Annotated in this window: 11 protein-coding genes; all 11 read right to left on the reverse strand. The window is 60.9% G+C overall.

From position 1 onward, the window contains the following. Positions 1 to 23 precede the first annotated feature (23 nt). Entirely contained in the window at positions 24 to 4,601 is a 4,578-nt protein-coding gene (locus ACOVQ0_RS06975) for a methyltransferase domain-containing protein (protein ID WP_421882013.1), read from the reverse strand. Next, positions 4,598 to 5,362, reverse strand: coding sequence for a DUF5672 family protein (locus ACOVQ0_RS06980; RefSeq protein WP_421882016.1), 765 nt, complete (start codon positions 5,360 to 5,362; stop codon positions 4,598 to 4,600). Before ACOVQ0_RS06980 ends, ACOVQ0_RS06975 begins: the two co-directional genes overlap by 4 nt. After that, complete coding sequence (locus tag ACOVQ0_RS06985; protein ID WP_421882019.1) at positions 5,344 to 7,056, reverse strand: glycosyltransferase family 2 protein; 1,713 nt, start codon at positions 7,054 to 7,056, stop codon at positions 5,344 to 5,346. The genes ACOVQ0_RS06980 and ACOVQ0_RS06985 overlap by 19 nt, the downstream gene beginning before the upstream one ends. A gap of 127 nt (positions 7,057 to 7,183) precedes the next feature. After that, a complete protein-coding gene (locus ACOVQ0_RS06990; protein WP_421882022.1) occupies positions 7,184 to 8,023 on the reverse strand; it encodes a class I mannose-6-phosphate isomerase in 840 nt (279 codons plus the stop codon). Then, entirely contained in the window at positions 8,020 to 9,060 is a 1,041-nt protein-coding gene (locus ACOVQ0_RS06995; protein WP_421882025.1) for a mannose-1-phosphate guanylyltransferase, read from the reverse strand. Before ACOVQ0_RS06995 ends, ACOVQ0_RS06990 begins: the two co-directional genes overlap by 4 nt. An 82-nt stretch (positions 9,061 to 9,142) precedes the next feature. Beyond that, a complete protein-coding gene (locus ACOVQ0_RS07000; protein ID WP_421882057.1) occupies positions 9,143 to 10,348 on the reverse strand; it encodes a glycoside hydrolase family 130 protein in 1,206 nt (401 codons plus the stop codon). 64 nt (positions 10,349 to 10,412) lie between these two features. Continuing rightward, complete coding sequence (locus ACOVQ0_RS07005; protein WP_421882029.1) at positions 10,413 to 12,821, reverse strand: glycosyltransferase family 4 protein; 2,409 nt, start codon at positions 12,819 to 12,821, stop codon at positions 10,413 to 10,415. 198 nt (positions 12,822 to 13,019) lie between these two features. Further along, a complete protein-coding gene (locus tag ACOVQ0_RS07010) occupies positions 13,020 to 13,757 on the reverse strand; it encodes a TonB family protein (protein WP_421882032.1) in 738 nt (245 codons plus the stop codon). A gap of 59 nt (positions 13,758 to 13,816) precedes the next feature. After that, positions 13,817 to 14,602 (reverse strand): formate dehydrogenase accessory sulfurtransferase FdhD, encoded by a 786-nt coding sequence (gene fdhD / locus ACOVQ0_RS07015; RefSeq protein WP_421882034.1) that lies wholly within the window; start codon positions 14,600 to 14,602, stop codon positions 13,817 to 13,819. Beyond that, the gene (locus ACOVQ0_RS07020; protein ID WP_421882037.1) at positions 14,592 to 14,858 is read right to left on the reverse strand and encodes a formate dehydrogenase subunit delta; all 267 of its coding nucleotides are present in this window, start codon (positions 14,856 to 14,858) and stop codon (positions 14,592 to 14,594) included. Before ACOVQ0_RS07020 ends, fdhD begins: the two co-directional genes overlap by 11 nt. After that, positions 14,855 to 15,954: molybdopterin oxidoreductase family protein (locus tag ACOVQ0_RS07025; protein ID WP_421882040.1), on the reverse strand; the 1,100-nt coding region annotated here is incomplete at its 5' end. The genes ACOVQ0_RS07025 and ACOVQ0_RS07020, both read right to left, overlap by 4 nt.

The following is a 15,954-nucleotide window of genomic DNA, read 5'->3' on the forward strand; positions in this document are numbered from 1 at the left end:
CTGCTAGGTAAGGGCAGCGATGATCATAGAACGTCGCGGAAGAATTGCGTCATGGCGTGCTGCGAGTAATGAGACTGGACAAAGTCCAGCGCGGCAAGCGCCCGTTGCCGCGCTTCGTCCCAGACTGCGGCTTCCTTGACGAGGTTGGCAAACTGCTTCGCATCGTCGCCGACGAAAAGAAATCTGCCGGTCTGGTCCAACCCCTGCGCACCGACCGTCGTGGTGACGACCGGCACCCCGCGAGCAATGGCCTCGACGACCTTGCCCTTCACTCCCGCCCCATAGCGAAGAGGGGCGACGACGACGTCCGCACGCTTGTAAAGCGACAGCAATTCCTCGTCGCTGACGAAACCGAGTACATTGATGTCGCCTGCAGCGAGCCCGCGAATATCCTCGCCAGCCTTGGACCCCACGATGTCGAGATGAAACGCAAACTCCTCGCTTCGCATGATTGGGGCGATGTCGTTGCAGAACCATTTGATGCCATCGACGTTCGGCGTGTGGCCAAATCCGCCGACGAACAGAAGACGAAGCATGCCGCTGCCAGCCGAGCGCTCCAAGACACGCGCCCGCGCCTCGGAAATCTCTTCGTCCAGATAGCGATAGGCAGGGATCGCCAGGGACCGCGTTCCCGACCGCACCAGACCGGCCATGATGTCGGCCTCTTCTTGGCTGGGGTAGAGCACGACCTGCGAGGCGTTGCAGACCTCGAGTTCGTCCGCGCGCATTCTGGCAATTTCTGGCGCTGCCGGATCGGTACCTTCGAGCAAGGCTTGCGCTTCCATGCGGCGGAAATGGACGTCGTGTCCATAATAGACAAGTTTGGCGGAACCTGCCGCGCGTGCTTGCGCAACGTAGTCCTTGGCGATGTGCGGCCGGCTCAGCAGGATCACGTCGTACAGACCGGCGCGATCGCGCAGGAAGCTTGCAAAGCCGTTGCGGTAGGCAACACCAAAGACGACCTCGACACCAAGCTCCTGCAGCTTGGGTGTATAGTCCGGATCTCGCCAGAGGTTGTCGGGCCAGAACGTGACAGCCCAATTGTCATCGAGCAAGGTCTTGATGAAGTCGAACATCGTGCGCGACCCAGCGTCACGATCAAACTGGGGCACGTAGTGATCGACGATCAAGATGTGCCGCTTGGCGAAAGACCTGTCGCGCGCGCGCAGAACATTTTCGGCGTTGGGAAAATGGTCGCGTTCGAGCACGGGGGTCCAGCGGTCCAGCAGCCGCTGCTGGTTGGCGACCTGATAGGCCTTTATGCCCGAAGTGACATCACGGCCGTGGCTGCGGCCCTCATGATGGATCACTTCGGACAGGGGGTTGTACAAGGTGCGGTACCCCGCCTCCCGCAGACGGAACGCAAGATCGGAATCTTCGCAGTATGCCGGCGTAAAGGCAGGGTCGAAGCCGCCCAGCTCGTACCACACCGCGGTCGGCACGGCTATCGATGCGCCCGAGATGTAATCCGCATCCTTGAGATAATTGAACTCCGGCGCGCGGGCGTTCTGACCGCGTCCGAAGTTCCAGGCCGACCCATCACGCCAGAAGATGCCGCCTGCCTCTTGCAGTGTACCGTCCCAGTTGACCAGCTTCGAGCCGACCAGCCCGACGCGCTTGCGCTGCGAAAACGGAGCCAGCAGTCCGTCGAGCCAGCCCGGCAGGACCAACGTGTCGTTGTTCAGCAGCACTACAAATTTGCCGCGGGCCAGCTTCGCAGCTTCGTTGCAGTTGCCGAGGAAGCCAAGGTTCTGGGGCTGGCGCAGGTAGCGGACCACATCGCCGATTCCGGCAACGAGTGCAGGCGTCGCATCGGTTGAGCCATCGTCCGCAACGATGACCTCGTAAGCATGGTCGCTCGCATGCTCGAGAACGCTGACAAGACACAGAAGCGTATCGACGACGTTGTTGTAGACCGGGACGATGATCGAAGCGACCGGCGTCCGGTTCTGCTCGTACAACGCAGCCGACAGCGCCTTCACGCGATCGACAAGAGCGGCACAGGCCGGCGATGCTGCGAAACCGGTCTGGTCATCGGCGTAGGCTGCCATGACGGAATAGAGGTACCAATACAGCGGGTACTTTTCGTTGCCATAGCCTTCGATGAAGAAGTCTCGCAGGGATTGCGGCGGCCAGAAATCGTTCAGCGGCGCCGGGGGCCAAATGCCGTGTGCGCCGCTGGCAGCATTGCCTTCGCCCTCGGGCATTTCGGGCGGTTCGGTCGTCAGCAGGAAATCGAACAGGCTGCTGTTCCGGCTCTCTGCCGGCAACAGGCTGGTCCAGCGCGAGTCGAGCGATCGCAGCGGCGGCTCGCGGCCTTCGCCCTTGCCATGCACCACGAAATGCGTGAGCGGCTCCCATCCAGCCTCGTGGACGTCTGGGTAACAATCGAGATAGGCGCGGGGATCGAACAGCGGATTTGGCCAGCGTCCTTCGCGCCAGCCGCATTCGAGGTAGTGATCGAGAGGATTGCGCCCGCCCGACCGCAAGACGTCCGGGTTTTGATGCAGATACCAGTCGTTCCGAAAATAGGGGTGCGGATCACACCCCTCACGCCAACCATGGCGCAGGTAGTGCTCGAGTGCCGACATGCTATCGCTTGCAATGTCGGGACGCGCGCGCAGATAATGGTCGACATCGAACAGCGGATGAGGCGAAACGCGGTGAAGCGTGGTGTCAGCGAGATATCGCGCCAGCGTGAGACGACCCGCACCAGGGACTTGTTGCCTGATCCAATCGCCATCGAAAACCGAAGTTGCAAGAGGCGTCACGGGCAGCCCGATTGCCTTCTGGAACTTGTATTTAGCCTTGAGCGGCTTGACCCTGGTAGCCGGGGCTGCTTCCCGGACAGCAAGTCCAGCAACGTGAAGAGCGGACCGCACTCGGCGGTGGGCAAGGATGAAATTGCGCCGCACGGGATCGGCGGCGTCGCCACGGGATTGCCCGGGGCGTTCCACGCTCCCGCTCGCATGGTGGCCAGCAGAAAGTTGTGCACGCAGCAAGACTACGGCGCGCTGCTCATCCTTGAGTGTCTGCTGAGTTCGCTCCAATTCAGCCGCAGTGGAGGACGCAATGGCTTCGGCATCGACAAGGCGCTTGTCGGCCTTGGCCAGGCGCGCCTCAAGTTGCGTCTTTGCATTGCGGAATTCAGCCAACTCCGCTTGCACCTTCCTCGTTGTCTCCTGGCTTTTCGTCAACTCTCCCTCAAGACTTTCCGCAAGGCGCGTCTTTGCGGAAAGGCGCTCTTCGGCAGTATCGAGCAGTGCCCGGCTGCGCTCGGCGGCAGCTTCGGCCGCCGCGCTGACAGTGCGAAGCGTTTCTTCCTTGCGCTGCGCGTCTTCGGTGGCCGCCTTGAGCGCTGCGGCAAGTTCTCGCTCCTTCCGCCCCGCCTCGGCGAGCGATGCTCGTTGCAGCACGACCTGCTCGTTTAGCGAAAAGAGACCCTCGATCAGCGAAGGCATATCCTGCCCGACTGCGCTGCCCAGCGTGCGACCCAACAGGCGTGAAAGCGTGGCCGACTGTTCTTCGGCTTTTTGCGCGATGCTCTCGCGCTGGCTCTCGAGCGATGCCGCAGCCAAAGCTGCAACGGAGCGAAGATCGTCGACCCGTTGCGCCAGTGCGGAGCGATCCCGCTCAAGTTCTTCGCGCCCCGCTTCCACCTCGGATACGCGCGCGCGCAGATCTTCATCTTCCTGATGAAGCTGCGAAGCCCAAGACATGATCTTCTCATGCTCGAGCCAGAGGTCATCAGCCCGGTTGTAGTAGATGCTCGACCGGCTTTCAGGAAGTTCGACCGCTGCATCCGAACAGGCGGCAAGGACATACTCGGCATCTTCCAGCCAAAGTTCGCCACTGCTTACGCCGGGCACTGAACCTTGACCCATCGACCCTTCGAAGATTCGGGCTGCACCAAGATTGCTGACCTCGACCGGGCGGTCGATATCATACCCCACGGACAGGAGCGCCATGCGCGTACCGGTCATGTGCACGTGTGAGAAGTGCCGCGCCAACAGCGCACGGAACTGCGGAATGTCCATCTCGGACACGTGAAACCGGTTTGGCTCCTTATGGCGATTGTACACCGGCTTGTTGGGGGTCGACACCACAAAGGTGCCACCCGGCTTCAGGACGCGCCTGGCCTCCGTAAGCAGCGCATCGTGATCGTCGACATGCTCGATCATTTCATTGGCGATGACCACATCGAACGTGCCGGCCTCGAAGGGCAGATCGTAACAGTCCGCAATCAGGTACTTTGCACCGGTCTGCCCATAACGCTTCTTAGCCTCGCGAATCGCTCCGGCATCGATGTCGACACCGGTCACCTCAGCGCCGTTCATGGCAAGAAGCGCTGTGCCGTATCCCGTTCCACATGCCAGATCGAGGGCCCGCCGACCCGACACCCGGTCCAAGCTTAAAGCATAGCGGTGTACGTGTTCGTATGAGATTCGGCCGCCAGATTGGGCCGGATCGAACCGCTCTAATTCAATGGACATCAATGAGTTTTCCGGAATGGTGCCGAGGTCTTGCAGTGCATTGCTGCGAACGCGAAAGGGAATAGTGGCTGCAACTACAGCGGTCCAGACCACACATTCGATCTTCAACCACTTCGGCGCTGTTTAACGAGCGTTGCCAGGGTTCGCCATCGCCCGCGCCAAAACAGGTGCCGCACAAGTTCGCGATATTCGCGCCGGCCTAAAAGGCCGGGCTCGAGCCCTGAGAGCAGAACGCGAAACTCCTGATCGGTCAATAGCCGGACGAGATTGAAGATACCATGGAAACCGAATTCCGCACCGGTAGGCGCGGTCCGTTCAAAGGCAAATCGCCGTGCGATTTGTTCAGGTGCAAATCGCAATCCTGCCCCGTCTTCCAGTTCTGCGCGATGCCTTCGACAGATGAACGTGTCTTCTGGCTCATCAGCATTATGCGGAAGGTTGGCGGTGGCTTCAAGCAGACGTCGCGAACGCAGCGAAAATCCACCATTCCCGACATTTCTCCCGTCGCTGAACTGTGGCCAGAGGGCTCCGATGTAATCGTACTCGGTAAATTGCGGCTGCCATTGTTCCGGCCTCAGCACGAAGCCGTCCCATTGGATCAGCAGGGCGAACGGCGTCGCGACATAATCGCGTAATTCGCGCTGGATGAAATTCGAATAGTCCTGTCGAGAGTGCAGCGGCGAGATCGTGTACCATTCGATGGACGCAGGGAGGTTGGCGGGCTTTGTGTCGCTCAACAATCGCACCGCGCCGAAACGAATGCCGCTCATGGTCGTGACGAGCGCCGCCACCGTGGCATCAAGCGCGACGCTCGTAACCGCGATCAGGGTGACGTCCGGCAGGTGCAAGGTCAGAACCTCAGCAGACATTGTTCCGACGACCGCGAGAACAGCGGCGAATAATGCGGGTCCGTGAAATCTGCCGACTGCCACCGCTGTTTGAAGTGCGACAATTCGCCGTCAAACCGTGCCCGGTTCTCAGGCTTCATGTCATCGCCGCGAGAGACGGACTCATGATGGATCAGGCGGGCAGCGGGGGTGAAGATATTTGCCAGCCCAAGCCCGCGAAGTTTCAGACACAGATCCACATCGTTGAAGGCTACGGCGAAAGCCTGTTCATCCAGCCCGCCAACGGCATTGAAATGAGCACGACTAACAATGAGGCAGGCACCAGTTACGGCAGCAACCGACCGCGTCGCCTGATGCCATGCTCCATGACTCGGATCGTCCGGCCGGGCAAACCGTGCGACATGTCCTGCCGCATCGCCAATCCCGATCGCAACTCCGGCGTGCTGAATGCGGCCATCAGGATAAGTCAGGAGAGGTCCTACTGCACCAATGCCGGGCTGCACGGCAAATTTGACTAGCGTCGTGAGCCAATCGCCGTCTGTCGCCTCGATATCATTGTTGAGCAGGCAAAGGTAGTCGCCGTCTGCGTGTCCGACGCCAAAATTGTTTAGCGCGGAATAATTGAAGGGTCTGTCATCTTTCAGCACCACGGTATCGTTCCGGCCTGCAGCCTCTGCAAGAATGCGAAGGGCGGCGGCATCGGTGGTGCCGTTGTCGATGATGATGCGCTGGAGCAATCCGGGGTAATCCAGCCGGTCGAGACTTGCCATGCAACCCGCGAGGTGGCCCGGCTGGTCCTTCGTGGGAACGATGATGGATACCGAAGGCCAGTTTGCGGGCGCCACAGGGACGATAGGCAGGAATGGCCCCTGGCCAGACGCGATCTGCTCGACCGCTGGCATACAATGCTCCGCGACGATTGTTGGCCACTCCGAAGGGGAGATTGGCCCCTCTTGCATCATCCAATGCGTTCCCACCCCGGCTACATGACGCGGACTATTTGCGTTGCCGAAGGCAAGCCTGTTCTGTATCGCCGCCACCGCAAACCTGTCGAGCGGCAGGTCCAGGCATGCATCCGGAAGCTTCGCAATTTCCGCGATATTGATCGCCGAGGCACCACCCAGGGTATCGCGCGACAAGTGCAGCCAAGGGTCCCAAGCACCCCGCAACCACGGTTCTTCGCGGCGTCCGCCATTCATCACGTCGACGTCCCAGAAAAGTATGGCCGTCTGCGATCTTTCAGCCTTGTCGAAATTACGCATTAGCAACGGCAACGATGCTGCCACTATGTCGCCAGCGCGCAAGGGGATGAACCAGGCGCAATTTTGCACGTCGGCGGGCACCGCACTGACAACGTCGCGAAAGGTCGTCAATCCGGTGCCCGGTGAATGTGGAGTCTTCCCCCGCCTCGAAATGCGGCAAACTTGCGCCTGATCGCCGAATGCAGCTTGCACGCTGGCTTCGCTGCTGGCCGCTGCGCAGCCACCATCATCGCCTTCCAAAATTGCGCAGACGATACAGCAGGGATCAGGCTGGGAGATTTCTCCTGCACTTGGGGAAAGAACGCGGCGTTCGGCCGAGGCGATCCAGTTCCGGTAATAATCGCGATGGTCTGCGGCCAGCCGGTTCAGGCCATTCCATCCGCGCAGCCGCTTTCCTCCGGCGATCGTGAGAAGCTTGGCAAGGGCGCGCACAGGATCGACCAGAAGCGCCATTCGCGCAACGAGTGAGAGTTCTTTCCAACTGCGCCATGGGCGGTTGCGCGGAAATGGCAGGCTAGCCGTCTTCATCGACCGGCTCTATCGCCGTGGGAGGCCGTGAGAGGCAAGTGCTGCTACGCACTCATTCGCAAATTTCGTGCGCGTCCGCGGATTGGTGGGGCGGCGCAATCAGCAGTGTGGTGCCTTGCACGCTGGTTTCGTGCTCGACAAAAGCGGCGTCGAACGCACACTCTCCCGGTTCCACAGTTGCCTTGCCAACTTCGATTGCCCTCGTGATCGGCACGATCAGCGACGGGCTAGGGCTGTCTTCTCGCAGTTTGGCAATTGCGTGGTCACCGGCCAGCAAGGCGAGTTTGAAGAAGGGGCCAGACACCAACTGTGCTGATCCGGCCAGATCAAACTGTCGGCGCAGGGACGATGCATGCACATCACCCTTGGCCACAGCCACGCCTTTGTGGAGGTGCAATTCCCTCGGGCGGCCGTAATCGTAAAGCCGATAGGTTATGTCGCTGTTCTGCTGGATTTCGACCAAAGTGATTCCCGCGCCGATGGCGTGGACGGTCCCTGCCGGAATATAGAAAAAATCCCCGCGCTGCACCGGGTACCATTCCATCAGGTGCTCGATTGTGCCATCGAGCGCCGCTGCGCGCATGCGGTCAGCCTCGATTGGCGCCTTGAAGCCGATGCCCAGCGTCGCCCCCGGTTCGGCATCGAGCACCAGCCAGCATTCTTCCTTGCCACGGTCGCTTTCGCCCAGTTCGCGGGCTTGCGCATCACTGGGGTGAACCTGCACCGACAGCTTTTCGCTGGTGAAAATGTATTTCACCAGGATATCGGGCATCTCAGGTGGCGGTTCGAACCAGATCTCGCCTATGCGCTGGCCTTCCGGCGCCGTGAACGGGGCTGGCAGGACATCCTTGCCCCAAGGCTTCTCGACCATGCACTTCGACAGCAATTTCACTGGTTAATGGCTCCGGACAGTTTGCCGACCCCCTGTGCGCCTTCAGGGGTGCAAACCAGCACTTCGTCCCCATCGACCACGATGATCAGATTGGAAGCACCGACCACCGAAACACGCGGCCCATCGCTGACCACCAGAACGTTGCTGCAGTCGCGCAATTCCGCCTCGCCATTCACCGCATTTCCCGATTCATCGCAGTTCAGGGCTTCGTGCAGCGCCTGCCAGTTGCCGATGTCAGACCACGCCATGATAGCCGGAACCATTGCAGCACGATCGGTGTTTTCCATCACCGCATAGTCAACGGATTCGCTCGGCACCGTGGCGAAAGCTGCCGCATCTGGATAAAAACGCGGACCATCGCGGCGCCCCGCGGCGACTGCCGCGCGCACCGCTTCAAGAATGGCAGGCCGATGGCGCCCAAGCTCTTCAAGGAAGGTGCCAACACGAAACGCAAAGATTCCGCCGTTCCATGCGTATTCGCCACTCGACAGAAACTCCATCGCACGCGCCAGATCGGGCTTTTCGACGAAGCGCTCCACCCGGAACGCGCCCGAACCGTCAATTGTCTGGCCCTGTTTGAGGTAGCCGAAGCCCGTTTCCGGTGCTGTGGGAACGATGCCGAAAGAAACCAGCCAACCTTCGGTTGCCAGCGCAGCCGCTGTCTTCGCAGCGGCGCGGAAGGCATCACAATCACCGATATGGTGATCGCTGGGGCAAACCAGCATCACGGAATCTTCAGGCAGCGACAGTGCGGCAAGAGCGATCGCGGCTGCCGTGTTGCGGCCTTCAGGCTCGACAATGATCACGGTGCTATCGCGATCGGGCAACTGTTCTTCGACATGGGCCAGATGCGAGGCACCGGTGACGACCATCGGTGAGGCAAAGCCCTGCTCGCGGGTGCAGCGCAGCACCGTGGCGGTAAAAAGGGTAGTTTCGCCCACAAGCGGCAGGAATGGCTTGGGCTTCTGCTTGCGTGATCGTGGCCAGAGCCGCGTTCCACTTCCACCGCACAATACTACAGGAACGATGTCGATCATTTTCAGCCCACGTGAAAGTATCTGTAACGGACTTCGGCATACACATGCTGCATGTGCACACGCGCGGTCAGCACTAGGGGAATTATCGCATCAATGCCAGCAACTCCGAAACGGATTGAGTTGCAAATCCCACTGCGCTGTCCGAAATTCCGTAAGGTACAAGCAATTGGCCGCCCACCATCAGCGCCCCGCAGGTATAGACCACATTAGGCACATAGCCGAAACGGTCGGTATCAATGGCGGTGAGAATTGGCTTCGAGGTGCGCGCGATAACTTTTGACGGGTCATCCCGGTCCAGCAACGCGCAACCCACCGCATAACGCCGCATCGCGCCGACGCCGTGCGTCAACAGCAACCACCCCTCATCGGTCAGGATCGGACTGCCGCAGTTGCCGATCTGTACGAACTCCCAAGGGAACTCCGGTTCCATCAGCAGCACGCCTTCGTCGTCCCATCGCTCCAGATCGTCGGACGTCAGGAGGTAAAGGTTCTTGCCATCCTGGCGCCCGACCATGCAATAGCGTCCGCCGATCTTCTGCGGGAACAGCGCCATGCCCTTGTTGCGGCCCGCGCGACCCAGAATGGGTTCGAGCAGGAAGCGCCGAAAATCGCGGGTACGCAGCAGCTCCGAGCGGATCGCCGATCCCGAATAAGCCGTATAGGTGCCGATCCATTCATAGTCGCCATCGCCATGATCGAACCGAACGAGACGCAGATCCTCAAGCCCGCCTGCCTGTTTTTCAGTGACGGGAAAGATCACGCTGTTGGTCAGACTGCTGTCTGCGTGGCGGTGCAAGGTTACCGCGCAGTCACCTGCGCGGCACGCGGCGAGGCTATCGTCAGGCAGCATCGACGTGGCAAAGTGGCTTTGCGGCCAGAGGTCGAACGTGCCATCAGGCTTGGCGATACCTTCGCGGAACACGATTGAACTGATGTGTCCTTCGCCTACCGCACGCAGGCTCATCACGAAGCGGACCGCCCCCTCGTTCATGCCCGACTGGTCAGGATGCGGGACGATGCTGGGATTCATCAAGGCCGCCGCCGCATAGGTGTATTCATGGCAGAAATAGGCCCCGATCAGCCGCTTTCGCGCTGGCGAGATCGGCGATCCGTGCAGGCCCAGCATGGCCTCGATCTCTGCATAGCGTTCCTCGAACAGCTTTTCGGTCTGCCAATGCCGTTCCTCGAAATCGCGCAGAACTTCGGCATATTCGCTGGCCGCCTGATCTTCGGTCAGTGCTACGATATCGGCCACGAGTTTTGCAGCGCGCGCGCGATCGCCGCCCATCCCTTGCCAGCCAAGATGAAACGGACGCAGCACGACCCGCGAGGGATCGGCGTGAAGCCTTTGTTCAAGTATTCGCAAGTTTGTGCATACCCTTGCTCATTATCGCACCGGTGTGGTCACTGGTGACGTTCTCGACTGACAGAGTGCCCAACGGATCTCGTTCATCCAATCCTTCGCGCAGGCCGCACATTGCATAGTGCGCCAGTTGGAACGCAAGGATCGATTCGGCCCCACAGTTGAGATTTACACCTTGTGGCGTGACCCCATCACGACACCGCCCACTGACAATGTCGGCCAGCATAACGCCGCGATCATTTCCGCCAAGGAACCAGCGATAGGCTGTTTCGGCATGAGCAAGCCACGCCGGGTCTGCTGTTACGTGCCACGCCGTTGCTGCTGCATCGACAGCAGCCCACGCCTCCAGCGGCTGTTGGTCGAACGGGAGAACTTCGTGGCTTCTTCCGAATGTGTCCGAACCAACCGGGCGGAAATGGCCTTGGGCCGAAACCTGCTGACGGGCAATGAAGCGCAAACTGGAAAGTCCGTTTGCGATCCAGTCCTGTCGGTTCAACCATGCGCCTGCGCCGATCAAAGCCTGCGACATGCGAGGATTATCATAGCCCAACACGGCTTCGAACCATGCCCAATCGGGACGCCGCGCTTCGGACAGCAGGGCATCGAGAACCTCACCACCGCTCTCAAGCACGCTTTTTGCCTCGGGATGCGCTGTGTCGAAATGAAGCGCCTCCAGGCACCCCAGCATTGCGAAGGCGATGGTGCGAGGCGATTCCATTTCCGACACCGGCTGCAGCGCTATATCGAACCACTGTCGCGCCCAGTGCCGCAACCCCTCATCAGGGGCATGACCTATTGCATGGCCCAATGCCCACAACGCGCGACCATTGCTGTCCTGCGACCCCACGTCCTCGCACCATGTCCGGTCAAAGTTCATGAAGTTGCGGAAAGCACGCGCTTCAGGATTCCAGGCGTGCTGGACAAATGCGGCGTAGACCGTGGCCCAGCGCTGCCGCTCTGCTAATGGTACGGCATCTGCCGTGCCCATCAACATCAGCGCCCGCACGTTGTCGTCAAGGCAATAGCCATGCCGCCGGTCGGGAACCACGCCGATGGCGTGCTGTAACATGCCGGTCGCATCGCTCATCGCAACCACGCCTGCGAAGCCGGGAACGGCCAACAGCGGCATATTGTTAGCCGGGGTGACGATCACACTTTCAACCAGATCGCGAGCAGCCGCCGCAAAGCACGGCCAGATTGTCTCGCGCCCCTTTTCCCAAGCGCGACGTTGCACGGCCTGAAGGCGAATAGGATCATCGAGCAGGCGATTGACCGCATCCGCGATCACATCCGCCCGCCGCGGATCGATAAGCACACCAACGCCATCTGCCAGCAATTCCCGCGCATGAACGTAGGGCGTCGACACGACAGCCTTGCCCAACGCCACCGCATAGCTGAGCGTGCCGGATGTGGATTGCTGCAGGTTGGGGTACGGAGTCAGGTAGATGTCGCAAGCTTCCAGCTGATCGAGCAACTCGTCCGTGTCGAGGAAGCGGTTCTCCCATATGACATGGCGCGCGACGCCCAGCTTGTCAGCAAGTACCTGTAACCCTTCACGATACCGCTCACCTTCTGCGGCCATGAGATTGGGATGAGTCGCACCAACGATGCGATAGAGCACATCGGAATGGTGCTCCACGATAGCGGGGAGCGCTTCGATGACCGTTTCCAACCCCTTGCCGGGGCCAAGCAGGCCGAAAGTCATCATCACCCTCTTGCCCGACAGGCCGAGTTGCGCCTTGTGCGCATCAACCCTGCCGAAAGGCCGATCCGGCGCGCCATGCGCGATAACCGCAACACGATCAGGCCCAACGCCATAGAGCCGCTGCAAAAGGTCTTTGGAATGGAGGGACATCACCATGATGCGCGAGGCACGCCGCACCAGATGATCGACAATCGCGCGTTGCCTGGGCGACGGCGCCTCCAGAACGGTATGCAGGGTCACGATCAGCGGTGCAGCCACGCGATCAACCAGATCAAGAACCAGATCGCCGCAATCGCCGCCGAATATGCCATACTCGTGCTGAAGCCAGACCGCATCCACACCGTCTTCATTGATGCGCCGGGCAGCAACGCGATAATCCTCCGCACGGTCGGCGCGGATCACACCGCGATGCCCGTGATATTCGAGCGGGGCCTGCGGATCATCGACCACATGCACATCCACCGTGATATCGGGATGATGGACGCCAAGCTGCTCGAACACATCTGTTGTAAAGGTGGCGATGCCGCACTTGCGCGGAGCGAAGCCACCGATCAGCGCAATGCGACGCGGATTACCGGCACCGTCCCTGCGGAAGAACTGAAGGATCGATCCGGAAGAAGGGCGCTCACTACGCCCGGATTGCGCGAGATTTCTGCCATCAGGACCGCGGCCGTTAAAGTCGTTAGGCGTCATGCGAAAGGGTTTCCCGAAATGGGCAGGCCAACCGTGTGGCTGGTCGTGTACGCTCGCTGAATGAACGCTGGCGAGGCCATCGGGTTGCATTGCAGCGCAACAAAAACAGCAATGTTTGCTTACAGCCCATCGCAAATGCGTGGCATTTCATCGCGTTGATGCCACGACGAACCCTTTACCAACATTTGCGCTGCAATATCAGGGGGCGAACCAGCGTTGCTCCCAGCCATAGCTCGACGCCACCGGATTGCCGTCGGCGTCGGTGGCGGGTCGGAACCGAAAGCGCTCCTTCGCCAGCTTGCAGGTTATGGCATCAGCTTCTGGCACACCGCTGGCGCGCCAGATCCTGCAGTCGGAAACGCGCCCGTCAGCCTCCACCGTCAGAAGGATGACCACGCGCTTGCCGATGCGGGCCTGCTGACTGGCGGCAGGGTAATCGCGGGTGGAGCGGATATCGCCTGCGATCTTTTCCGCTTTCCGTGCAAGTCCCCCGCCCGCACCATTGCCGCTGGCGCCGCTGCCCGTACCGGCGCCTTCGCCTCCGCCACCAGTGCCTTGCCCCTGTGCCGCAGCGCCAGACCGGTCAGCAGTGCCGGTGGCAGCAACCGGCGGCGCGGGCATGGGCTTGGCCGGGACACGCGCTTTTGCCACGACAGGTTTTGCCACAGCCTTCTTGCCTTCTTCACCCGAAGCGCCCGCCGGATCAGGCGCGGTCGGAATGGGCTTGGGCTTTTCCAGCGGAACATCGAACGTCTGCGTGGTGAACCGCTCGTCAGCCGTGATGGGGAACACCGGCACCCCACCGAAGCCATGAACCACGCCCCAAAGTACCAGAAGATGCAGAACCACTGCCAGCCCGGTTGCAGCCACGCGATTGCGGCCAGAGCCGGTCTGGTCGGCATACCGCTGCGAATCGGAACCTTGATCACCCACCATTCCAGCATAACGCAGATCGCATTGCTTCTGCGCCACAGGAATGATCTGCCTCGGATGCGTCAGGCTTCCAGCAGACTATCCCGGCGCGCAAGGCTTACCAATTTGAGGCCGTGCGATGCTGCCTGTTCGACGGCCAGTGTCGAGGCTGCGGATATCGTGGCCAGCAGCGGCACACCCGCGATGACGGCTTTCTGGACAAGTTCGAAGCTGCACCGCGCGGTCAGCAAAACGAAATGCGCTGCAGGATCGAGTCTCTCGCGCGCTGCCGCGCCCAGCAGCTTGTCGAACGCATTGTGCCGCCCGACATCCTCTCGCACCAACCGTATAGTGCCATCGGGCGCGCAGAGTGCGGCGGCGTGTGCCGCACGGGTTTCCGCCCCCAGCACCTGATGATCGCCCAGCGCATCTACAGCGCGGAACAGCGCAGCCGGTTCGACTTCCAGCCTGGCGCTGACCGGCGACAGCGGGCGCATGACCTGCTCCAGACTTTCAATCCCGCATAGCCCGCAACTGCCTTCGGCCAGCCTTAGCCGCGCCCTTTCCAGCAACGGCCCTGCGCCCGACGCGGCAAGCTGCACCCGCAACATCCACCCGCCTGCCTCAACTGGTGCAGCAAAGGCTGAAACGAACTCAACCGGCGACGAAATCAGTTGCTCGGAAAGACAGAAGCCCAGCGCGTAATCTTCAAGATCGGTGGGCGTGGCCATCATCACGGCGTAACCCACGCCATTGATCTCGATAGCGACCGGCGCTTCTTCGATCAGTGACCGTTCGATCTGCTGCAATGGCCGCCCGTCGGCAAAATGTTCGCGAAACGAAAAGCCGCGCGCACCCTCAACCGGCATCGGAGCCGTGCACGGCAGGATCGGTGGCGCGGGTCTGTGGGGGCGGTATCCGCCCCTCGGCAATCCGCGCCATCGCTTGTTCGGCAACCGGATCAAGTCCGGCCCCCTGCTCTGCCAGCAACTGGTCGATCATGCGCGGTGTCCAGAATGCGACGATATGGTCCGCGACGGAAGCCACGGGCGCTTCGTCATGCCCCATGTTCCGCGCGATCTGGTTGGCCATGTAGGTCAGCTTGTCTGCCGTGTGCCCGCTCATTCGGCAGGCTCCATCGCGCTTCCGGCGATCCGGCGCGAACGTGTAGCCCGTGCCTCGTAGTCCTCCTGCCATTCCGATGGGCCGTTGCTGGGCGTAATCTGCACGGCGGTAACCTTGTATTCCGGGCAATTGGTCGCCCAATCGGAATAGTCGGTGGTGACGACATTGGCCTGCGTCGCAGGGTGGTGGAAGGTGGTGTAGACCACGCCCGGCGCCACGCGATCGGTCACCGTTGCGCGCAGCGTTGTCTCGCCCGAACGGCTGGCCAGTTTCACCCAGTCGCCCGACTTCAGGCCGCGATTTTCGGCATCGGTCGGGTGAATTTCCAGAACGTCTTCCGGGTGCCACACGGTGTTGGCGGTGCGCCGGGTCTGCGCGCCGACGTTGTATTGACTGAGGATGCGCCCCGTCGTGAGCAGCAGCGGGAAGCGCGGGCCGGTGCGTTCGTCAGTGGGCACGTAGTCCGTTACAACGAATTTGCCCTTGCCCCGCACGAAGCCATCAATGTGCATGATCGGGCTGCCATCGGGCGCCGCGTCGGTCACCGGCCATTGGAGCGAACCTTCAGCATCGAGCCGTGCATAGTTCACGCCTGCAAAGGTCGGCGTAAGGCGTGAAATCTCGTCCATGATCTCTGACGGATGCGTGTAGTTCCAGTCCAGCCCCACAGCGCGGGCCAGTTCCTGCGTGACTTGCCAGTCTTCATAGCCGTTCAACGGCTCCATCACCTTGCGCACCGGCTGGATGCGACGTTCGGCGTTGGTGAACGTGCCGTTCTTTTCAAGGAACGTCGATCCCGGCAGGAAGACGTGCGCGTAGTTCGCCGTCTCATTCAGGAAAAGGTCGTGGACGATCACGCATTCCATCGCAGCAAGCCCCGCTGCGACATGCTTCGTGTCCGGGTCGGACTGGAGAATATCCTCACCCTGAATATAGATCGCCTTGAACTCGCCATCGGTGGCGGCATCAAGCATGTTGGGGATGCGCAGGCCCGGTTCAGGGTCGATCGGCACGCCCCATTCGCCTTCGAACAGCTCACGTGTGGCGGCATCGGAAACGTGGCGATAACCTGAAAGTTCGTGCGGGAAGCTGCCCA

The organism is Novosphingobium sp. (genome assembly GCF_049240505.1).
Taxonomy (GTDB): Bacteria; Pseudomonadota; Alphaproteobacteria; order Sphingomonadales; family Sphingomonadaceae; genus Novosphingobium.

Excerpts from the sequence above, each read along its gene's own strand:
- fdhD (WP_421882034.1), bottom strand. The coding sequence starts at position 14,602 with ATGCCGGTTGAGGGTGCGCGCGGCTTTTCGTTTCGCGAACATTTTGCC.
- ACOVQ0_RS07000 (WP_421882057.1), bottom strand. The coding sequence starts at position 10,348 with ATGGGCGGCGATCGCGCGCGCGCTGCAAAACTCGTGGCCGATATCGTA.
- ACOVQ0_RS07010 (WP_421882032.1), bottom strand. The coding sequence starts at position 13,757 with ATGGTGGGTGATCAAGGTTCCGATTCGCAGCGGTATGCCGACCAGACC.
- ACOVQ0_RS06985 (WP_421882019.1), bottom strand. The coding sequence starts at position 7,056 with ATGGCGCTTCTGGTCGATCCTGTGCGCGCCCTTGCCAAGCTTCTCACG.
- ACOVQ0_RS07005 (WP_421882029.1), bottom strand. The coding sequence starts at position 12,821 with ATGACGCCTAACGACTTTAACGGCCGCGGTCCTGATGGCAGAAATCTC.
- ACOVQ0_RS06980 (WP_421882016.1), bottom strand. The coding sequence starts at position 5,362 with ATGTCTGCTGAGGTTCTGACCTTGCACCTGCCGGACGTCACCCTGATC.
- ACOVQ0_RS07020 (WP_421882037.1), bottom strand. The coding sequence starts at position 14,858 with ATGAGCGGGCACACGGCAGACAAGCTGACCTACATGGCCAACCAGATC.
- ACOVQ0_RS06995 (WP_421882025.1), bottom strand. The coding sequence starts at position 9,060 with ATGATCGACATCGTTCCTGTAGTATTGTGCGGTGGAAGTGGAACGCGG.